This window comes from Leyella stercorea (assembly GCF_021531655.1).
Genome location: NZ_JADYUF010000007.1, coordinates 64,557 through 86,154 on the forward strand (window position 1 = coordinate 64,557; position 21,598 = coordinate 86,154).

19 protein-coding genes are annotated in these 21,598 nt (G+C 46.6%); 8 read left to right on the plus strand and 11 right to left on the minus strand.

Annotation, left to right across the window (positions count from 1 at the left end):
- Positions 1-71 precede the first annotated feature (71 nt).
- The 3 genes from I6E49_RS03440 to I6E49_RS03450 all read left to right on the plus strand — a co-directional run bounded on the left by I6E49_RS03440 (position 72) and on the right by I6E49_RS03450 (position 1,116).
- Positions 72-254: a hypothetical protein gene (locus I6E49_RS03440; protein ID WP_235400466.1), complete on the plus strand. Its 183-nt coding sequence runs from the start codon at positions 72-74 to the stop codon at positions 252-254.
- A 58-nt stretch (positions 255-312) separates the two neighbouring features.
- Positions 313-543, plus strand: a complete 231-nt coding sequence (locus I6E49_RS03445; protein WP_235400468.1) for a hypothetical protein — start codon at positions 313-315, stop codon at positions 541-543.
- 96 nt (positions 544-639) lie between these two features.
- Complete coding sequence (locus I6E49_RS03450; RefSeq protein ID WP_235400470.1) at positions 640-1,116, plus strand: hypothetical protein; 477 nt, start codon at positions 640-642, stop codon at positions 1,114-1,116.
- A gap of 429 nt (positions 1,117-1,545) precedes the next feature.
- On the opposite strand, the gene I6E49_RS03455 is transcribed toward I6E49_RS03450, so the two are convergent.
- The 5 genes from I6E49_RS03455 to I6E49_RS03475 all read right to left on the minus strand — a co-directional run bounded on the left by I6E49_RS03455 (position 1,546) and on the right by I6E49_RS03475 (position 7,670).
- Positions 1,546-2,898 (minus strand): site-specific integrase, encoded by a 1,353-nt coding sequence (locus I6E49_RS03455; protein WP_235400471.1) that lies wholly within the window; start codon positions 2,896-2,898, stop codon positions 1,546-1,548.
- A 273-nt stretch (positions 2,899-3,171) separates the two neighbouring features.
- Complete coding sequence (gene guaA / locus I6E49_RS03460) at positions 3,172-4,782, minus strand: glutamine-hydrolyzing GMP synthase (protein WP_235400473.1); 1,611 nt, start codon at positions 4,780-4,782, stop codon at positions 3,172-3,174.
- A gap of 122 nt (positions 4,783-4,904) precedes the next feature.
- The gene (locus I6E49_RS03465) at positions 4,905-5,759 is read right to left on the minus strand and encodes a nucleotidyltransferase family protein (protein WP_235400474.1); all 855 of its coding nucleotides are present in this window, start codon (positions 5,757-5,759) and stop codon (positions 4,905-4,907) included.
- Between the two features lie 137 nt (positions 5,760-5,896).
- Positions 5,897-7,447 (minus strand): RapZ C-terminal domain-containing protein, encoded by a 1,551-nt coding sequence (locus tag I6E49_RS03470; RefSeq protein ID WP_235400475.1) that lies wholly within the window; start codon positions 7,445-7,447, stop codon positions 5,897-5,899.
- On the minus strand, positions 7,422-7,670 hold the full coding sequence (locus tag I6E49_RS03475; RefSeq protein WP_235400477.1) for a hypothetical protein: 249 nt from the start codon (positions 7,668-7,670) through the stop codon (positions 7,422-7,424). Before I6E49_RS03475 ends, I6E49_RS03470 begins: the two co-directional genes overlap by 26 nt.
- A 231-nt stretch (positions 7,671-7,901) precedes the next feature.
- Here I6E49_RS03475 and porE point away from each other — a divergent pair, with 231 nt between their 5' ends.
- Positions 7,902-9,953: a PorE family type IX secretion system protein gene (gene porE, locus I6E49_RS03480; RefSeq protein WP_235400499.1), complete on the plus strand. Its 2,052-nt coding sequence runs from the start codon at positions 7,902-7,904 to the stop codon at positions 9,951-9,953.
- On the opposite strand, the gene I6E49_RS03485 is transcribed toward porE, so the two are convergent.
- From I6E49_RS03485 to I6E49_RS03495, 3 genes are all read right to left on the minus strand, one after another.
- Positions 9,950-10,381: a DUF5056 domain-containing protein gene (locus I6E49_RS03485; protein ID WP_235400478.1), complete on the minus strand. Its 432-nt coding sequence runs from the start codon at positions 10,379-10,381 to the stop codon at positions 9,950-9,952. The genes porE and I6E49_RS03485 overlap by 4 nt on opposite strands.
- A gap of 167 nt (positions 10,382-10,548) precedes the next feature.
- A complete protein-coding gene (locus I6E49_RS03490; RefSeq protein WP_235400479.1) occupies positions 10,549-11,088 on the minus strand; it encodes an RNA polymerase sigma factor in 540 nt (179 codons plus the stop codon).
- Positions 11,089-11,823, minus strand: a complete 735-nt coding sequence (locus I6E49_RS03495; RefSeq protein WP_235400480.1) for a DUF6249 domain-containing protein — start codon at positions 11,821-11,823, stop codon at positions 11,089-11,091.
- Between the two features lie 173 nt (positions 11,824-11,996).
- On the opposite strand from I6E49_RS03495, the gene I6E49_RS03500 reads away from it, so the two are divergent.
- A complete protein-coding gene (locus I6E49_RS03500) occupies positions 11,997-12,707 on the plus strand; it encodes an alpha/beta hydrolase-fold protein (protein WP_235400481.1) in 711 nt (236 codons plus the stop codon).
- Positions 12,708-12,912: 205 nt separating this feature from the next.
- Here the strand turns inward: I6E49_RS03500 and I6E49_RS03505 are convergent, their stop codons facing one another.
- Positions 12,913-14,142 carry an aminopeptidase C gene (locus I6E49_RS03505; protein WP_235400482.1) on the minus strand — a complete coding sequence of 410 codons (1,230 nt, stop codon included), beginning with the start codon at positions 14,140-14,142 and terminating at the stop codon, positions 12,913-12,915.
- A 148-nt stretch (positions 14,143-14,290) separates the two neighbouring features.
- Complete coding sequence (locus I6E49_RS03510; RefSeq protein WP_235400484.1) at positions 14,291-15,694, minus strand: aminopeptidase P family protein; 1,404 nt, start codon at positions 15,692-15,694, stop codon at positions 14,291-14,293.
- 230 nt (positions 15,695-15,924) lie between these two features.
- Between I6E49_RS03510 and I6E49_RS03515 the strand changes: the two genes are divergently transcribed.
- The 3 genes from I6E49_RS03515 (at position 15,925) to I6E49_RS03525 (ending at position 20,028) form a co-directional block, all read left to right on the plus strand.
- Positions 15,925-16,779 carry a patatin-like phospholipase family protein gene (locus tag I6E49_RS03515; protein ID WP_235400486.1) on the plus strand — a complete coding sequence of 285 codons (855 nt, stop codon included), beginning with the start codon at positions 15,925-15,927 and terminating at the stop codon, positions 16,777-16,779.
- Between the two features lie 274 nt (positions 16,780-17,053).
- The gene (locus tag I6E49_RS03520; RefSeq protein ID WP_235400487.1) at positions 17,054-17,659 is read left to right on the plus strand and encodes a phosphatase PAP2 family protein; all 606 of its coding nucleotides are present in this window, start codon (positions 17,054-17,056) and stop codon (positions 17,657-17,659) included.
- Between the two features lie 146 nt (positions 17,660-17,805).
- Positions 17,806-20,028 carry a GH92 family glycosyl hydrolase gene (locus I6E49_RS03525; protein WP_235400489.1) on the plus strand — a complete coding sequence of 741 codons (2,223 nt, stop codon included), beginning with the start codon at positions 17,806-17,808 and terminating at the stop codon, positions 20,026-20,028.
- A 237-nt stretch (positions 20,029-20,265) separates the two neighbouring features.
- On the opposite strand, the gene I6E49_RS03530 is transcribed toward I6E49_RS03525, so the two are convergent.
- The gene (locus tag I6E49_RS03530; RefSeq protein ID WP_235400490.1) at positions 20,266-21,420 is read right to left on the minus strand and encodes an OmpA family protein; all 1,155 of its coding nucleotides are present in this window, start codon (positions 21,418-21,420) and stop codon (positions 20,266-20,268) included.
- Between the last annotated feature and the right edge of the window lie 178 nt (positions 21,421-21,598).

Here is a 21,598-nt window from a genome sequence, read left to right on the forward strand (position 1 = left end):
ATTATGTATATATTTTTTATTATAACTCTGAATTTCATTTTATCTTAAAAAAAGTGAACGGTGAAAAGGAAATGAAAATTACAGAAAGAACCTTTTCACCTGCGGATGGCCGTCCGCTCACTTTATTATCTATTTCTAATTATAAATATACTACTCCTTCACAAAAGTTTCAATATTTCACAAAAAATTTTCATCAAAAAGCATATTTTTTATTTTTCTTAACATATTTTTCTAAAAATATCATTTATAAGTAGTATTTTTGGAATGTCAATGATATTTATAATTAGAAACTAATTAAGAAAGGAACTAAAAATGAAACAGTACAATTCACTATATAACGTTATACTTGATGCCGTTGTCGCTATCGCATTCATATCAACAATGATTATTAATGCCTGTTCAATATCAAAGGTAAATGATACATTGCAGCAAATTGAACAATGTAATCAAAATGCAAAGGATTATCCAACGTTGAAAAATCAAGAATCAATGACAATGAAGGCTGATAGTCTATTTCAGACAATACCAAGTATATATAAATAGATGTACGTGTACATTATATAATGTGATATCATAAGGTTGGGAATAGTATTGGGATACGGAAAATGAATTGAATAATAATTCTATTTCTAAACCCAAATGAATATCATTGACAATGAAAAAACCGATGTACAAGAATTAAAAGACTATCAAATGACAGTGAAAATATTATCAAGACTGTTCAAATCCTATCAACCAAACTTTTCAATGATGGCAAAAGGATGTGTGTTTGATGCAAAGATGTACTTTACCGACAATAATAATGAACTATACCGTTATCATATAGAGATAAAATCAAGACGGCAAAATATGGAAGAATATGACACATTACCCTTGACGGTTCAAAAGTACTGCAACATCATTGAAAGTTGCAAGTTAGGTGAAAAACCGATTTACATTTCAATAGTGAATGATGAGGAATATTATATATTTGACCTTGATAAATTAAATATGAATAAGGTTACTATAAAGAATTGGTACATAAATGACATAGAATATTCAGCTAACCCAAGCAAAAAGAAAATACCAACAATGTTCATTCCTGTAAATCAATGTGTAAATAATGGATTAATATAAAAACGGATGCCATTTATAAACAAACCTAAACCAAAACCATCTGACAGAAAAAAGCAACGTCAATCATTGTATAATAACAAACAGTGGAAGGCATTAAGTCAATATATGAGGATGGAAAATCCAATTTGCCAACGCTGCAATGATGCAATTACGGAAGACGTTCACCACATACTTTCACCGTTTGAATATGGATTGTCACACGCTGAAGCAATGAGAAGACTGTTATCCCCCAACAACCTTATTTGTCTGTGCCGTGAATGTCACAACATTTTGCACGGAAATGTTAAAAAGGACAATTAAAAGTAGTATATTTGTAATGTTGGGAATATTTATATATAGATAGTAACTTTCAAAAAGTTTCATATTTAAATTTTAAATTAGTTTTATATGATTAAAGGTGGACATTATTGCCCACCTTTATTTTTTTCCTTACCAATTAAATTTCTTCATCATCTTTGCAATCATCATTGCATTTTGTTCTGCTGTCACCTTAATGTATTTCAAGAAATTGGATTCTGTTGTGTGCCCTGTAAGCTGCATTATTGCAATTGTTGGCATCCCTCTTAAATACATAATTGTCGCAAATGAACGTCTCGCCGTGTGCATTCCTATCATTTCATATTTCTTGTAATGGTATGTATTGACCTTGCCTCCACGGTTTTCAACAACCGGAACAATTTCATCTATACCTGCCAATCTTCCAAGATTCCGCAAATGGTTGTTGGTGTTTGCCTTGTCTCCAAGTTTTGGAAGGACACCATTATATTTTTGATAAATCGCCTTGACCATCGGATGAAGGGGTATTACAACCTGTCTTTTTGTTTTCTCGGCTGTGACATATAACAAGTCTTCACCATCCTTCACGCGCCAAACACCATCATTGAGTTTGTTTATATCTGAACGTCTCAGACCTGTCCAACAAGCGATAATGAAAAGGTCTCTTGTTGCTTCAATGTTGCTTTTTTCATCTATTTCACCTTGCTCTTTAAGACGTGGAATATCCAAGTCATAAATCCTCTTTATCTCTTCTTCTGTCAAATAGATGTTATCTACATCTTTGCCCTTGCCCTGCAACTCCTTGTAATATGAATCATCTATTTCAATGCCATCTTTCTTTGCAGCATTGAGCAATGGCTTAAGAACTCCAAATGATGCAATAACGGTGTTCTGTTTGTAGTTCTTCATCTTGTAGCACCAATTGGTATAAAGTTTTTCAAAGTCCTTTGATGTGAAGGTCTCAAACTTATCTGCCAACTTGCAATCGGTCAAAAAAGTTTGGAAACGGTGGACAACGGTACGTTGATGAATCTTTGTTCTTTCAGCGACATAACGCATTGTGTGAGGGTCAATGCGGTCACTGTCAATGTACTTCAGCATCCATTCCGTTGCACCTTGTTTCTGTCTGTCTTCTTCTTTTTGCTGTTTGCCTTGAAGGTTATTCAGACGTGCGGTAATTTCATTCTTCATTGCATCCGTATCATCATAAATGCGGTCATTTGAAGTTGACTGTTTAACCATTGATGTAATTGAATCGGCAATTTCATCTAATTGCTTGTTAGTCTTCTTTGCGTCCCTGTTTGCCCTTACCGTGAATTTTTCATCTGATGTAAACAGACGTTGTGACTTGCTATCCCACATTGCTTTTGCAGCCTTGATGCCTGTTGATACCTTGACCTCCTTGACAGGTTTACCCCAACGGACAATCAGTCTAACTGCACACATTTCATCTGTTGCCTTCTTGACTAACAGATTGAAGTTAAACGTTACTTTGAAATCTTCCATATTGTGATAACTTTTAATTGTTTAATGTTTACGTCTGCAAAGATACCGTTAACTCCTGTTATTGCCAAATCCTTTAGCAATAATTAAGTGTCCACAATCAAATTGTATGGTGTCCACGGGTGTCCATAGTGGTGTCCATATTTCAAATATCGGGCAAAATAAAAGGATAACTGAGTAACAGACAGTTACATCAATTATCCTTGTAAACCATTGATTATAAATGAATTGATTCAAACTTTTCCTTATTCCCAAAGGGATTGAAAAGTATATCAACTATTCCCACTCGATTGTTGATGGTGGCTTTGACGAGATGTCATAGCATACGCGGTTAACGCCACGTACCTTGTTGATGATCTCGTTAGAAACCTTTGCCATGAAGTCGTAAGGCAGATGTGCCCAGTCGGCTGTCATAGCGTCGGTAGATGTAACGGCACGCAGAGCAACTGGATGCTCGTATGTGCGCTCGTCGCCCATAACACCTACAGAACGTACGGTAGAGAGCAATACTGTACCAGCTTGCCAAATCTGATCGTAGAGCGAAACCTCAATCTCACCGTCGTGCATATCGGCAGGAACACCAGCAGCAAGTACACGGCGTGCGTCTTCACCACTCAACTTCACCTTGTAATCGCGCAAACCGCGGATATAGATGTCGTCGGCATCCTGAAGTATGCGTACCTTCTCGGGAGTGATGTCGCCAAGAATACGTACTGCCAAGCCAGGACCTGGGAACGGATGACGTGTAATCAAGTGCTCGGGCATGCCCATTGAGCGACCTACACGACGAACCTCGTCCTTGAACAGCCACTTCAACGGCTCGCACAACTGGAGGTTCATCTCCTTAGGCAGACCGCCTACGTTGTGGTGGCTCTTGATAACCTTACCAGTGATGTTGAGCGACTCGATACGGTCAGGATAGATAGTGCCCTGTGCAAGCCACTTGGCACCAGTCTGTTTCTTAGCCTCAGCGTTGAACACCTCAACGAAGTCACGGCCTATAATCTTACGCTTCTCCTCAGGATCGGTTACACCAGCCAAGTCGTTGAAGAACTTCTCTGATGCGTCAACACCGATAACGTTCAGACCGAGACACTTGTAATCCTCCATTACATCACGGAACTCGTTCTTGCGCAACATTCCGTGGTCAACGAAGATACATGTGAGGTTGCTGCCGATAGCCTTGTTAAGGAGTACAGCGGCAACGCTTGAGTCAACACCACCCGACAGACCGAGTATTACCTTGTCGTCGCCCAGCTGAGCCTTAAGTTCAGCTACGGTTGTCTCAACGAACGAGTCGGCGCTCCAGTCCTGACAGCTTCCACAGATGTCTACTACGAAGTTCTTGAGGAGCTGTGTACCCTGCAATGAGTGAAACACCTCGGGATGGAACTGAACAGCCCATACCGGCTGCTTGGTAGAAGCATAAGCAGCAAACTTGACATTGGCTGTCGATGCGATGCACTTGTAGTCTTCTGGGATGGCCGTGATGGTATCACCATGGCTCATCCACACCTGCGAGTTCTCAACAAATCCGTGGAACAGCGGATTCTCGGCATCGAAGTGCTCGAGATTGGCGCGTCCGTACTCACGAGAGTCGGCTGCCTCAACCTTTCCACCGTTGGCGTAAGAGATGAACTGTGCGCCATAGCAGATGCCAAGCACCGGGATGCGTCCTACAAACTGGCTCAAATCAACCTTGAACGCCTCCTTATCGTGTACCGAATAAGGGCTTCCGCTGAGGATGACACCGATAACGCTGGGGTCGTCCTTAGGGAACTTGTTGTAAGGCATAATCTCGCAGAAGGTGTCCAATTCGCGTACACGGCGGCCGATGAGCTGCGTGGTCTGCGAACCGAAATCAAGAATTATAATCTTCTGTTGCATTTGTTATATTGTTTAATGATTAATGTTCAATTATTAATGTTTAATGATTAACGATTAATATTTAATTAGGGTGAAACCCTTAACTCGAAATTCCTAATTCAAGAACTCGTAATTCCAAACTCCTAATTCGTAACTCGTAATTCCTCAAGGAATTCTTCAGCTTGTGCAAGAGTGTCGAGTTTGCCAATATCCATCAGCTTCAAGTCGTCCTTGACATAACCTTTTATGTTATGCGTGGCGCACGCCTTAAGGTAGAAGTCGATTATTCCGAATCGGTCGGGGAATTCGTCCATCATCTTAAGCAGACGTGGCGACAATGCGTGTATTCCGGCAAAGGCATACATTCGGCATTCCTTCGGGTTGAGTTCGGGATAAGGGCTTCGCACTTCGCCCGTCTCGATGTTGGTCCATCCCACGAGCTTCATGTCGTCATTGAAGAGCAAATAGCGCTTGGTCTTACGCCAACTGACAAGCAATACAGCATCGACAGCATCACAACAATTGGATTCTTCGTTCTTCCCTCTTCCCTCTTCGTTCTCCACTTTTCCCTTTTCACTTCCACATTCGGATTCTTCACTTTTCACTTTTCCTTTTTCACTTTGTGAAGCAATCTGGTAGAACTCCCGCAAATCAACATTGCTAAGAATATCTACATTGTGAATAAGTATAGGATCAGTGGTGTCGAACAATGGTGCTGCCTTCTTTATGCCGCCTCCTGTTTCGAGCAGTCCGGCAGTTTCGTCAGAAATGCGGATGTCGAGTCCGAAGTTATCATTGTCTTTAAGATAGTCGATTATCTGCCCGGCAAAGTGATGCACGTTGACTACAATACGGTCAACGCCAGCCGCAGCAAGATTCATGATGACGCGCTTAATGAGCGGCTCACCCCCTACCCTCACCAGAGCTTTAGGCATTGTGTCGGTGAGCGGTTTAAGGCGTGTGCCCAATCCAGCCGCGAAAATCATTGCTTGCATCATATATTTAAGGATGTAAAGTTGTTATGCAAAGTTACTGAAAATCCCGTTAAAAAGTAAAGCTTGCCTCAACTTTTTAACGGGATTGTGTATAAATGTAGCTATTAATATAGCTTTTGTCTTCTGATTGCAGCTCGAACTCAGTCTTTCGACGTGCTCGGCAGCGTCTGTTCTATGCCTTGTTCTCTATGGCATACGTGCACCTCGATGCCGAATTTGTTGTGTATATGCTCTGCCAGATGCTGTGCCGAGTAGACGCTGCGATGCTGTCCGCCAGTACATCCGAACGAGAACATAAGGTCGGTAAATCCACGGTCGATATAGCGTTGTACATGAGCGTCGGCCAACTTATATACGCTTTCGAGGAAGGTAAGAATCTCGCCGTCGTCCTCAAGGAATCGTATTACGGGTTCGTCGAGTCCTGTGAGCTTCTTGTACGGCTCATAGCGTCCGGGATTATGTGTAGAGCGGCAATCGAACACATATCCTCCGCCATTGCCCGAACTGTCCTCAGGAATGCCCTTACGGTAAGAGAAACTGAATACACGTACTCGCAACGGACCCTTGCCGTCGTACTTGGAGAATGTAGCCGGACCGTCTTGCGGATGTGCAACATACACGTTGCGGTCGGCTGTCTTGTAGCCATCGGCACGCGATGCGGCTGGCTGTTCGATATGCGCATACTGCGGCAGCTCGGTCAGTCGGCGCAACATGTCCATCATATACGGATAGGGGAACACGTCTTCGCCCATCTTCAGCAATTCGCGCAGATTGTCCATAGCTGGCGGAATAGACTCGATGAAGTGCTTCTTGCGCTCGAAGTAGCCACGGAAACCATAGGTTCCGAGCACCTGCAGAGTACGGAACAGCACAAACAGACTCAGACGAGTAACGAAGTGACGCACGCTTGGCACCTCGATGTACAACTTCAGCGCTTCGTAATATTCCAATACGAGTTCGCGGCGCAACTTGTTGCTGTAGCGTGCAGACGCCTGCCATAGGAACGAGGCAAGGTCGTAATAGTAAGGACCCTTACGTCCGCCCTGGAAGTCGATGAAGTAAGGATTGCCCTCGGCATCGAGCATTACGTTGCGAGCCTGGAAGTCGCGATAGAGGAACGAGTCGACCTGCTCCGAAGTGAGATCCTTAGCCATTAGGCGGAAGTTTGCCTCAAGCTTCAGTTCATGAAAATCGAGTCCTGAAGGTTTGAGGAAGCAATACTTGAAGTAGTTGAGGTCGAACAGAACGCTGTCCTCGTCAAACTCGGGCTGCGGATAGCAGTTCTGCCAGTCGAGTCCGCGTGCTCCGCGTATCTGTATGTTGGGCAACTGGCGTATTGTTCGCTTCAACAGTTCCTGTTCCTCAAGATTGTAGCGTCCGCCCGCTTCACGTCCGCCACGCACGGCATCGAAGAGCGATACTGAGCCAAGGTCGGTCTGCAGATAACGCAGTCCGTCGTCGCTGACAGCCAACACCTGCGGCACGGGCAACTGACGTTGCTCGAAATGCCGAGCAAGATAAACAAAAGCGTGATTCTCGTCGCGGCTTGTGCCAACAACGCCTATTACGGTAGTTCCGTCTTCGGCTGTGAAGCGATAGTACTGTCGGTTGCTGCCTGCACCAGCCAGGCGTTCGGCCGACTCGGGCATAGAGCCATGCCACTTATTATATAGTTCGGTCAGTTTCTCCATTGTTGTCTTTGTTATTGCTGCCTTCGGCTTCGTCGGCAGAATTGTTAGTAGTGGCTTTATCGCCATTGAAATACTCGCGGTTCTTGCGGTCGGCCCAGACAGCCAGCAAGCTATCTGCCACATACAGAAGTATTGCCACACCAGCCGTAATGCTCAACGACTTGGTAAGGGCGTAAGTTCCACCGCAGATAATCACGAAAAGTACGATTATTTTCAGTCTCATTATATTCTATTTCGAGTAAATTTACTTTTTCTTTATGTTATTGGTAACTGCAAATGTACTAATTATTTCTTGAAACAAGACTGCATACGCCACAAAAACACTATATTTTTTAAGCAATAAAGACATTGAACTTGCGTTATACTTATTGTTTATGCACTATCACACACATTATTACATATACAAGTGAACACACCATTACACAAATCATCAACCAGATACACCGCCATTGCCATGGCAGCCTGCATAGCAGTCATGACTTTTGTGCTGACGGGATGCGGAGCCGACAAGAACATGAAGCGTGGCGAGAAGTATCTTGCCATAGGCGAATACTACGACGCTGCCAACCAATTCAAGCAGGCTTACACCAAGACTCCGCCTAAGGAACGTACCCAGCGCGGACAGATTGCGCTTAAAGTGGCACTGTGCAACGAGCGCATCAACGCATCGCAGAAGGCTGCTGCTGCCTATGCCAACGCCATACGCTACAAGCAAGCCACGCCCCAGCACCGGTTGGCTTACGCCAGACAGTTGCTGAAAAACGGACAGTACCGTCAGGCGGAGCAGCAGTTCAAGATTGTGCTCGACTCGATGCCCGACGACATTCTTACCAAGAACGGACTCATTTCGGCACAGAAAGCACCCGCATGGAAGAAGGAAGGCTCGCGCTATAAGGTGAAGCGTATGGACATATTCAATTCACGACGCGCCGACTACTCGCCCGTTCTTGCAGGCGACCAGCACGACCGCCTGTACTTCACTTCAACCCGCAACGAGGCTCAAGGTTCTGAACTCAGCGGCATCACTGGCACCAAGGCAGGCGACATATTCGTATCGCAGAAGGACGACCGTGGCCATTGGACCAAGCCCGAAGCCGTAGAGGGCGGGCTGAACACCGACTACGACGAGGGTGCCTGTGCCCTTATGCCCGACCAAGGCACAATGTATCTGACACAATGCACCAGCAATCCCGACTATCCACGTTTTGCACAGATTGTCACCTCAGCACGTGCGGACGCTGCATGGGGCAAGGTGAGCGAACTGAAACTTACGTCCGACACGCTGTCGAGCTATGCCCACCCTGCCATTTCGCCCGACGGACAATGGCTGTACTTCGTAAGCGACATGCCTGGAGGAATGGGTGGAATGGACATCTGGCGCGTGCGGTTGACATCGAACGGACTGGGTGGCGTGGAGAATCTTGGCGAACCCATAAATACTCCGGGCAACGAGATGTTTCCGACGTTCCGCCCCAACGGCGACCTTTACTTCTCAAGCGACGGCCATCCGGGCATGGGCGGACTCGACATATTCATTGCCACCGTTGGCAAGGACGGCAAATACCACATAGAACATCCCGGCTATCCGCTCAATTCGCAGGCTGACGACTTCGGTATGACGTTCGAGGGTGTGCACAACCGTGGCTTCTTTGCGTCAAACCGCAACGACGGCCGCGGATGGGACCACATATATAGTTTTGAAAATCCTGAGATTATACAGAGCGTGAAGGGATGGGTGTACGAAAAAGACGGCTACGAACTGACCTCTGCACTGGTGTATATGGTGGGCAGCGACGGCACCAACGAGAAACTGAGCGTGGGTGGCGACGGCTCGTTTGAGCGCATACTGAAACCCGGCACCGACTATATTTTCCTTGCCACATGCAAAGGTTTTCTGAATCATAAGGAAGAGGTGGCGGTGGCGCAACGCAGCGAGTCGCACGAATACGTGCTGCAATTTCCGCTCGCATCGATAACAGCACCTGTGCTGATAAGCAATATATTCTACGATTTCGACAAGGCTACTCTGCGTCCAGAATCAGCTCAGGCTCTCGACACTCTCGTGAAGATACTCGAAGAGAATCCTAACGTGACCATCGAACTCTCCGCCCATTGCGACTACAAGGGTTCGGCTGCGTACAACAAGGCCCTGTCGCAACGCCGAGCCGAGTCGGTGGTGCAATACTTGGTGGGCAAAGGCATAGCACGCGAACGCCTTACACCCGTGGGCTATGGCAAGGAGAAACCCAAGACCATACGCAAGAAACTCACCGAAAAATACAACTGGCTGAAGGAGGGCGACGTGCTCAGCGAGGAATTCATACAAAAACTCGACAAGGCAAAGCAGGAAATTTGCAACCAGCTCAACCGCCGTACCGAATTCTCCGTGCTTAGAACCACCTACGGACTGTTTGACAAAGAGGGCAAACCAAGCAAACAACCCGCAAAAACAAAAAAGCCTTCCTCGGCCAATAAAGACCAGAAGGAAGACTTCTATATAAACTAAGCGTTCTTCTGCGACTCCCAGAAGTCGTACAGCATGACGCAACTCAGCACCCATACAGTGAGCACTACCATCAGTAAGGTAGTGCCCACTGTATTTGTTTGTGGCAGTAGCGAGTCTATCGACAATTGTGGCAGACAGCCGGAAGCAATCGTATGTAGACTGTCGGCAACATTGCCAAGACATCGGCGCATCACTCCCAAACCTCCACTCGCAAAGAACGACACAACGCAAACCACCATCCACACTGCCGTCCATACATTATACCAGAAGCGTCCACGTGCCGGCATCTCTTCCTGCACACGCTTCATGACGCTATGCGAGAACCCGTTGTCGGCTATATGCATACGCACACTGCCGGCAAAGAACCCACGCAGAAGCTCTTCGTCGACAGTACCATTATTCATTATCAAATCCTTTTCTTTTTCCATTTTGCCAGCCTTTCCGTTAGTCTGAATTCAATGATTTTTCAAATGTAGTCCTTTTGCATTCCAAAAGGACAACTTTAGCACTCCAAAAGGGGTCCTTTTGCAAGCTAAAAGGAGTCCTTTTCAAGCTGCAAGCAAACCGTTAGCACAAAGCACTGTGATTCAAGTCTTTATCCATAACCGTTCTGCCGCAGAAACCGCGTTAGCTTTTCCTTGCCACGAAACAGATGCGACTTGACCGTTCCCACTGCCATTCCCGTTATCTGGGCAATCTCATCAATGGGATAACCGTCGACAAGTTGCAGCGTGACGCAGGTGCGCTCCTTGTCGCCCAAACGTCTTAAGGCATCGTAAACGTCAAGCTTCACGTTGCTGTCGGCATGGTCGGCACCACGTCGCGAGGCTTCTATAGAGTTGTCAACATCATCGGTGGGACGCAGACGGCGATGAAAATCGTACAGCACATTGCAGGCTATGCGATAGAGCCAAGTAGAGAACGCTGCCTGTCCGCGAAACTTCGATATGTTGACATAAGCCTTGACAAACGTGTCCTGTGCAAGGTCGTCGCTCAACTGTACGTCTCCCAATGTCTGGTGCAAGAAGAAGCGCCTTATCGGCGACTGATATTTCACAACCAAACGGTCGAAAGCCGCACGGTCGTGAAACTCAGCCACCTGAGAGACGAGAGAGAGATCGTTGTTTTGCTTCATTTATTTATTATCCTTGTCGCCGAAATCTATATCGGTGATGTCACTGTCAATATTGCCAAAATCGTCGTTCGGTTCTTCCTTTTTGCGTCCGAACTTACTGTTATAGTTATAGCGCACCATGAACATCTGGCCCACACCGAGACACGCCACAAGCAATCCTATGCCTACAAGACTGTCGGCACCGAGAAACCATAAGAACAAAGCCAAGCCTGCACCGATTGAAACGTTGCGCACTCCACGACGCCACAGATAGTCGGGCGACTTCTTATTGAGTGGCATTTCACTTTCGCCGAGCGGCTGTCCCTGCTCCATCGCCTTCTCTGCCAGACGCACACGGTCATTGTGGCGACGCACCAGATAGCGTATGATGAGCAATACGATGATGAGCGGCATGAAGAGAAACAGGAGTACCACACCTATCAAGAGTACGGTTATCAGTATGCCTACAAAACCCGAAGTGCCAAGAAAGGCAAACCATGAGAACGGGTCGGAGAATCTGCTCGGATCATACCGGTTGCTGTCGTTTACGTCGTCGGTATCGGCAGTAGTGCTGTAATCAGCTGTGTCTAACTGTTCGGCTGTAGACGAGGTGTCGGAATAAGCCTCAATGCCATTGTCGGCCTTCGTGTCGTCTACTACTGTTGTGCGCGGAGTGTGTCGGTGGCGCTGTGCCTCCATGGGCACCGTGCTGCCCAAAAGCATGATTGCTACAAGTGAGAATAATATCTTTTTCATATTCTGTAGTTTTTTCTTTTTTTAATTACAATGGTTTGACGCTATGCAGACTGAATAAGTTGCACAGCATCGCAAAAATACTACAAATTAACAAAAACACAGAAAAACCATTGGCTATATTTTCGCATCAGCAGCAAAAGAAGTAATTTTGTAGCTACAACCACATTAATATTATGACTACAATCATACAAAACAAAAACATTACCATAGACGGTCTAAACTGCAATGTCTTCGCCACCGAACGCCCCGAGGTGCTGCTTATACAGCCGTCGGCACGACATGAGACCAAGAACGACGGCATAAACAGAGAGGTGAAGGTGCTGGCAGCAACCGCCACTAAAGGATTTGCCATAGTATTCTTCGATACCGTGGAGTGGGCTAAGGCACTCATGCCATGGCAGGACGAGGCGGTGTCGCGCAACGAAGAGGTGGGCATGCATGCACAGGACACATTAGTTTATATAGAAGAAAGCCTTGTGCCATGGCTGCATGAGCGTTTCGGCAAACTGCCATGTATAATAGGCGGCTACTCATTGGGCGGACTGTTTGCACTTTGGGCAGCACGTCAGTCAGCTGCCTTCTGCGCTGTAGCAGCTGCATCGCCTTCGTTATGGATAAAGGGATGGGCTGACTTTGCAGACAACCGTAGCCTCAACGCACAGTTGGCTTACGTCAGTCTGGGCAATCGTGAGGAGCATTGCCGCAACCAATGTATGGCTCGCATAGGCGACTGCGTGCGCCATGAACACCTCACGCTTACCGAACAGATTGGAACAACCGCCACGACACTCGAATGGAACAACGGAGGACACTTTGGCGAAGAAGCCGAACGCACGGCTAAGGCATTCGCATGGTGTATCGAGAACATAAACAAAGCGAGCTGAAAGTCCAATAAGCACATAGCCCGGGGCAGCGTCCTGGGTGTACATATAGATAAAAGCAAAACGCCCTGTAAAGGCAAAAGCATTGATAATTAACGCTTTTGCCCTTACAGGGCGCATTGTTATTTGCGATACTTTTACCCAAGGCGCTGCCCTGAGCTATGTGCTTCTGCCCCTTCGGGGCGTGCTGCTTTGACTTCTATATTTATTAGTCGGCAATAGTCTGCTTCTTCTTTGCATTCTCCATCTTCTTGAGAATGTCGGCAGGGATAGCCTTCTTGTTAACCAAGTAGTCCATAGTGTTGGCTACGATGTAGTTCTTGGTCATGTACCAGATGCCCTTGTACTTGCCAGTCTCACCCCAAGAGTTCTTCACCATATAGTATTCCTTGCCATACTGGTCCTTTGCGATACCGTAGATAAGCATACCGTGGTCGTCGGTGAGCTCCCAGTTGTCGAAACGCTGCTGGCGCTGCTCTGCTGTAGGAGCAAGCTCAGGAACCTTGCAACCGAGTGAGTCGATGAGGCTGATGCGCTTGCCAGGAGTCAGCTTGAGCCAATGAGCCATGTCGCTACCAGCCATGCTCTCCATAGCCTTGTTGTCATAGAAGTAAGCCAGACCGTCGCGTGTGAAGCCATCCTCGCTAACGTCGCCACCCCAAGCTACTGTGTAACCGGTCTTAACGGCGTTCTCAATGATGCGAGCCATATCCTCTACAGGAAGGTTCCATGACAACGGATTGCGCCAGTTGTCCTGCACTTCTACCGGATACTGTGTATAGTAAGGCTTGTGTGAGAAGCTTGTGATTGATACATAGTCGTCGAAATTGAGGCCGAGGCTTGCAGCAAACGACTTCGGAGTGTACTCCTTGCCATTGTAAGTGAACTTCTCTGGGCACTTGCCGAGGTAAGCGTCGAGGATGCTCTGGAGTCCTACCTTCCATTGGCCAGAAATCTTCTTTGCCTTGTTCTTTGAAATAGCGGCTACATACGGCTCAAGCATTGAGAAGAACTCGTTGAAGTTGTAGAGCGAGTCGCCAGTCAATGAGCCAGGGAAAGGCATTGCATTATCAGGACAGATACCATAGTTCTTGAGTACATAGAGAACGTCGTAAGCCGAGCCACCCTGCGCAAACTGGCAGTCACCATGCAAACGTACTACCTGAACGGCACGATCCATGTAGTTCTTGTTGGCTACGAACGACTCGCAGAGGTCGTATGTCTTGCCTGTAGCCTTGAGGATTTCAGCCTCGAAGAACGAAAGAGTTGAGTAGTCCCAACATGTACCGCTACGGTTCTGGTTCTTGATACTTGTGATAGGATTGGCCTTGATTGTCGTGAAGACCGGCTTGTTGCTCTGTGCAGCATCCTTCTTAGTGTCTGCACTTGCGCCTACTGCTACGAGAGCGAGAAGGGCGAGAGTAAAGATTTTCTTCATTTCTCGGAATTGTTTGGTTTTATTATTGTTATTTTACAGTATTGATTTTACACCTTATTATATATAGGGTTCCGGACCTTATACTATTTGGTCCGGACCTTATAATAATTTGTACGGCACCTTATATTATTTGTTCAGCACGTTATTATTATTTGTTCTGTGCCATAAACTCTTCTACATCCTTTGGATGATAAGGTATGCGGTGCTCGCCAAGGAATCGGCATCCGTCCTTGGTGATGAGTATGTCGTCCTCAATACGTATGCCTCCGAAGTCCTTGTATGCCTCAATCTTGTCGAAGTTGAGGAATTCGGCGCAGTGTCCTGAAGCCTTCCAGTCGTCAATAAGTGCCGGAATGAAGTAGATACCAGGTTCGTCTGTTACGACGAAACCTTCCTCAAGGCGGCGTCCCATACGCAGACAATTGGTGCCAAACTGGTCAAGACGAGGACGAGTTTCTTCGTCGAAGCCTACGTTTATCTGGTCGAGACTCTCCATATCGTGCACATCCATACCCATCATGTGACCGAGTCCGTGAGGCAGGAACATGGCATGAGCACCTGCAGCAACCGCTTCTTCTGTATCGCCCTTCATCAGTCCGAGTTCCTTCAAGCGATCGGTCATAAGGCGGCACACCGAGAAGTGTACGTCCATATACTTCACACCGGGTTTGGCTACGTCGAGTGCGTGGTCGTGACAAGCCTCAACTATGCTGTAGATTTCAAGCTGACGCTGTGTGAACTTGCCGTTGACAGGGAATGTACGTGTATGGTCAGAGCAGTAGTTGTTGATGGTCTCGCCACCGCAGTCGCACAATACGAGTCGACCGCTTTCGAGTTCTGCCATCGACGGACTTCCGTGCATTATCTCGCCATGCTGGCTGAATATGGTGGGGAAGCTGACCATTGCGCCATAAGAATTGGCTGTGCCGTCAACATGTCCTGCTACATACTTCTCGGTGAGTCCGGGCTTGGTCAGACGCATAGCCGTAGTGTGCATCTTATAGCCAATCACCGAGGCACGCTCCAGCTCTTCTATCTCCTGAGCCTCCTTCGTAGAGCGCATCTTTACGACAGCCTTGATGAGATCCATGCTGGCTGCCTCCTTCTGCTGGACGGGATGAACGCCAAGCAGGTCGAATATCTGTATCTTGATGTCGTGGCGGTAAGGCGGGAGGAAGTGGATGCGTCGCTTCTGGCGCATGGCATCGTTGCATATGGTCTTGAGGCTCTTCATGGGCGCAGTATTCTTCACGCCGACGCTCTCAGCCATATCGTGCACACTGTTAACACTGCCATACCACACAATGTCTTCTATGTCGATGTCGTTGCCAACAAGCGTCTCGATGTCGTTGTCGATGTCGATGACACCAACAAGTCCGTCACGGTTAAGTCCGAAATAATACAGGAACGAAGAGTCCTGACGGAACGGATAATAGCCATTGGCTGGGAAATTACACGGCGACTCGTTATTGCCAAACAGTATTATAATGCCACTCTTTACAAGCTCCTTAAGCTTGGCGCGGCGGTTCACGTAGGTTGCCTTGTCAAACATAATTATACTATTAGGTTACAAATATGATAATAATGCATTGCAAAGTTAATAAATTCGAAAGAATAACCAAAACGCAACAGGCTTTTTATGTTTTATTATGAGATAAAGATACAGATATAACAGCATTTCGGATTAAATTTACATATTGTCATTTTTTGTGACAAACATATTGGCAATATGGCATAAATTGACTACTTTTGCAGACGAAAAACATCAAAGAAAGGGACATTATGACTATTGACAGTAATACAGGACTGGTGCTTGAGGGCGGTGGCATGCGAGGAGTTTTCACAAGTGGCGTGCTCGACGGCTTTATGAAACACGACCTTTACTTCAAACATGTAGTGGCTGTTTCGGCAGGTGCGTGCAATGGTCTGTCGTATATGAGCCACCAGCCGCGACGTGCCCGCGTGTCAAATATCGACTATCTGGCGCGCTACGACTATATCGGTATGCGCCATTTCGTAACGCAAGGTTGCATATTGGATGCCAAATTGCTTTACGACAAATTCCCTAACGAGTATATCCCTTACGACTACGATACCTTCTTCGGCAGCGACGCCACCTTCGAGATGGTCACTACCAACTGCCTTACGGGCCGTGCCGAATATCTGCAGGAGCATCATGACCGCCAGCGTCTTACTGACATAGCCCACGCTTCAAGCTCGCTGCCTTTCGTATGCAAGATTGTCAACGTTGACGGAACGCCTATGCTCGACGGCGGCATTGTCGATTCTATACCCGTGATGCACTCCATTGAGACGGGACACAGCAAGAACGTACTCGTGCTGACACGCAACCGGGGCTACCGACCGAGCGGACGCGACCACAAGATTCCACATTTTATATATAAGAAGTACCCACGTCTGCGCGTAGCTTTGAGCCGAAGGATTGAGGCTTATCGTCAGCAACTGGAACTGGTGGAAAAACTTGAGGATGAAGGAAAGATTATATGCATCCGTCCCGAACGACCGATGGAGGTGACACGAATGGAAAAGGACACCGCCAAACTTGAACGCCTGTACGAAGAAGGCTTTGCATTGGGCGAACGGTTCTGCATTGAGCATAAGGGAGAACTTATATAAGGCTCACCAACTTTTATGTTATATAAAAACAGCATTTATATTGCGCCTCTGCAAAAGGAGTCCTTTTAGACTTCAAAAGGACTCCTTTTGCCTTCTAAAAGGACTCCTTTTGCAATGCAAATGTAGCCCTTTTGCAACCCAAAAGGACCCCTTTTCAATTTGAACCTTTTTTATACTAATAAAACAAAAAACAATTCTTAAATAGTACACTTTTAGCGAAAATTGTTATACCTTTGCGCCCGAAAAGACTCTTTAGAACTTTCTTAGCGCATTTATGGACATCATTCAAACAATCGACTCGGCTGACAAGTCGGCCACAGTTTATCTGAACAACAACATGGGCAACATTGCCGACGCTACATTCTGGACGTTTTCATCGCGCCTTATTTGGGTGCCCATAGCTCTGTTCTTCCTATATTATACATTCAAGCACTCCCGCAACTGGCGAATGATGGTACTGACAGTACTTGTACTTGCTTTGACCATCACCCTGTGCGACCAGATAGCATCGTCATTGTTCAAGCCGTGGATAGCACGTCTGCGTCCGTCGCACAACTTGCAGATAGCCAGTCTGCTGCACTATGTCAACAACTATCACGGCAGTTCATACGGATTCATGTCGAGCCACGCTGCCAACGCATTCGGAGCGGCTGTATTCGGCTCGAAGATTGTGAAGAAACGCTACTTCACGATTTTCATGTTCTCACTCGCTATGATAGTCAGCTACTCGCGAATCTACCTCGGCGTACACTATTTGGGCGACGTAGTATGCGGAGGAATAACTGGAATGTGCGTAGGATATTTGATGTACCTGCTATTCAAATATGCAACAATGCGCTATACAATGTTCAGACCAATACCAAGAAAACAAAGAGTCTGATACTTATTTGTACATTAATTATTATAAATATGTAAGGGTATGCCGAAAATGGCATACCCTATTTTTATGCCATTTCAACAAAAAGCACTAACTTTGCATCACCACATTTAACCTAAATAAAAACTATATTAAATAAATCATAAACAATGAACAAAACAAAAGGCTTCTTATTCAGTCTGCCTATTGCAGCATTGTGCCTGTTATCGACCGGCGTGCATGCTGCCGACAAACAGACTGACTACACCAAGTATGTCAACCCATTCGTAGGCAATGCCGACAACGGACACACATTCCCCGGAGCATGCCGACCGTTCGGAATGATACAGACCAGTCCGGTAACTGGCGGTGTGGGATGGCGCTATTGTGCCGAGTATGTCTACAGCGATTCTATCATATGGGGCTTTACACAAGACCATCTGAACGGAACGGGATGTATGGATCTTGGCGACATTCTCGTCATGCCGTCTACAGGAAGCCGCACACGACAGTGGGACCAGTACCGCTCGCATTATGTGAAGACACAGGAATTTGCCACACCTGGCTATTACTCGGTGTATCTTTCTGATGCCAAGGTGAAGGCTGAGCTTACCGCTACACCACATGTGGCTTTCCACCGCTACACCTACGACTCAGCCGACTCTACATCTGTACTAATCGACCTGCAACATGGCCCGTCGTGGAATGACAAGCAGTATCACTCGCAGGTAAATCTGTGCGAAACCCGTTGGGAAGATGCCAACACTCTTGTAGGACATGTGCAGAATACCGTATGGGTGAAGCAAGACTACTACTTCGTTATCAAGTTCAACCGTCCCGTAGCAAGCCACGTTACTCTTGCCAAGGCTGCCGATACGGAGAAGGGCGAACGCATTGTTGCTACATTCGACGACATCGACCAGGGCGAACAGCTGCTCATGAAGATAGCCATGTCTACTACAAGCATCGACGGAGCCAAGAAGAATCTTCAGGCAGAATTGCCGGGTTGGGACTTTGCAGCCGTCAAGACTGCCGCCCACGACGACTGGAACGCATATCTGAAGCGCATTGACATTGACGGTACCGAGGAACAGAAGCAGAACTACTACACTTCATTCTATCACGCTTTGATACAGCCCAACCAGATAGCCGATGTCGACGGAATGTACCGCAACGCTGATGACAAGGTTGTAAAGGCACAAGGCGGCAACTTCTACTCTACCTTCTCGTGCTGGGACACTTATCGTGCAGCTCACCCGTTCTACACTATCGTAATGCCCGACCGTGTTGATGGTATGGTCAACTCGCTTGTTGAACAAGCCGAAGTGCAGGGATTTCTTCCTATTTGGGGACTGTGGGGCAAGGAGAACTACTGTATGGTGGCAAACCATGCTGTGTCTATAGTTGCCGAAGCTTATCATAAAGGCTTCCGCGGATTTGATGCCGAACGTGCTTTCCAAGCCATAAAGAAGACACAGACCGTTTCGCACAAGCTCAAGAGCGACTGGGAAAACTATATGAAATACGGTTATCTGCCAACCAACCTTACCGAAGCCGAGTCGGTTTCATCGTCATTGGAGTCGATGTACGACGACTATTGCGCCTACGACATGGCTCGACTTATGGGCAAGAAGCAGGACGAGCAGTACTTTGCACGTCGTTCACAGTTCTACAAGAACCTCTTCGACAAATCAACACAGTTTATGCGTCCGCGCCTTTCAGATGGAACATGGAAGACACCGTTCGACCCGAGCAACCTCGCACATTCCGAAAGCATAGGCGGCGATTATACCGAAGGCAACGCATGGCAATACACCTGGCAGGTGCAGCACGACATTCCGGGACTCATCAAGCTGTTTGGCGGACCGAAACCTTTCCTTAAGAAGCTCGACCAGTTCTTCACCTTGAAACTTGAAAGTAATCTTTCGGACGTGACAGGACTAATCGGACAGTACGCTCACGGCAACGAACCGAGTCATCACGTGGCTTATCTCTATGCATTGGCAGGTCGTCCGTCACGCACTCAGGAACTCATTCGCGAGATATTCGACACTCAGTATCGTCCTACTGTAGACGGTCTTTGCGGCAACGACGACTGCGGTCAGATGTCAGCATGGTATATGCTCTCGGCTATGGGATTCTATCCTGTCAACCCAGTGAGCGGCCAATACGTGTTCGGAGCACCTCAGATGAAGAAGATAACTGTTCACTTGCAGAACGGAAAGACATTCACCGTCATAGCCGACGGACTGTCAGAGGCCAACAAATACGTTGCAAGCATCACGCTCAACGGCAAGAAACTCTCAAAGAACTATATCAACCACGCTGCCATTATGAATGGTGGTACATTGGTATACAAAATGACTTCGAAGAAACTGCACGACAGGTTCTGATCGAAAGAGAATCTGACAGATATAAAAAGAGGCTATGGCGCTGATGCCATAGCCTCTTTTGGTTTTTGCTATAATAATTAATCCAAGTGTAGCTTGATTAATTCCGATTGATTGATTCAACCACGACATTATTGCCATAGCCATCAACTCACTACTTTATAACATCGACATTCCTCATTCAGAGCATCGATATTAGCTAACCGGTAATGTCGTTATTAGTCCTTTATAACGTCGATATTAATCCTTTGTAACGTCGTTGAATGTAGCAACGCGGTTGAATTCTACCTGCTCGAAGAGCTTGTCGGTAGCACCCATACCCTTAGTTGTGAGGCGGTCGGCGCTAATCTTGTAACGCTTAACGAGAATGTTCTTCACAGCCTCAGCACGAGCTACTGAGAGTTTCTCGTTGATTTCCTTTGAACCTTCAGGCGAAGCGTAGCCCTTGATTTCTACCTTAGCGTCCTTATGGTTCTTCATATAGTTGGCGATAAGCTCAATCGGAGCATACTGAGCAGCGTCAACCGACGACTTGCCCTGACCGAAGATTACTGTAGGCTGAAGATTAGTAACGGTAGCAGCCTTAGGAGCTGGCTTGTTCTGGCAGTCATCAAGAGCCTTCTGCAGGTCACTTATCTGCTTGTCCTTGTCAGCAATTGTCTGCTTGTTCTTAGCATCCTGGTCGTTCAAGTCGCTGCGCAGACTGTTGATCTTGGCATTGAGTGCATCGATTTCCGACTGGTCGCGGCCTGTAGCAATAGCAAAGTTGTGTGTGCCGTTAGAATTCTTGAACTTGTAAACCAATCCTACATTGAGCTGGAATGCAGAGCGGTCGATGTTATACTGTACACCCTGATAGCCATCGCCATTGAGAGCGTAGTTCAACGAAGGCTCAACATATATCTGCCATGCCTTCTGCTGACCGAGATTGAATGCAAAGTCAAGACCAATCTTTGAAGTAAGGTTGTTCATCTTGCCAAATTCCTCACGGTTGTTGGTGAACATGTGACCCCATCCGAGACCGTAAACAGCTGAGACCTCAAACGCACGTGGCTCGCCCTTGTATCCGCCAAACCAGTTGCTGAAGTTGGTTGTACCAAGAAGACTTGTGTTCATAAAGTTAACGAAAGTGCCAGTTGTGAAGCCATTTGTAGTCTTGAAGTAGATGTTGCTCTCAACTGCGAGACCCCATACCGGAGTAAAGTTACGACCAAGACGAACGCCGAAGTTGGGTGTAAGGTCCTTTGCCCATGAAGCATGATCGGTTGTCTTGGTTGCAAGACCAGCGTTTATGCCAAGATAAACATTGTCAAATGTCTTGCTCTCCTGAACAGTCTGTGCCGAAACTGACACCGTCAGCATTGCGGCAGCAAAAAGTGTTGCTAACTTTTTCATAATTCCGAATACTTAATTTTTATTACCTTTATATATTATGTTGTTATCTCTTCAATCTGACAGTTAAGTGATTATTGTTATATATTCGCTTTACTATCTGCTTGCAAAGTAAGGTAAAAAAAACAAGATGACAAAAGGGAAAGGGAGAAAAATACAATTTCGGACATTCAAAACAGAA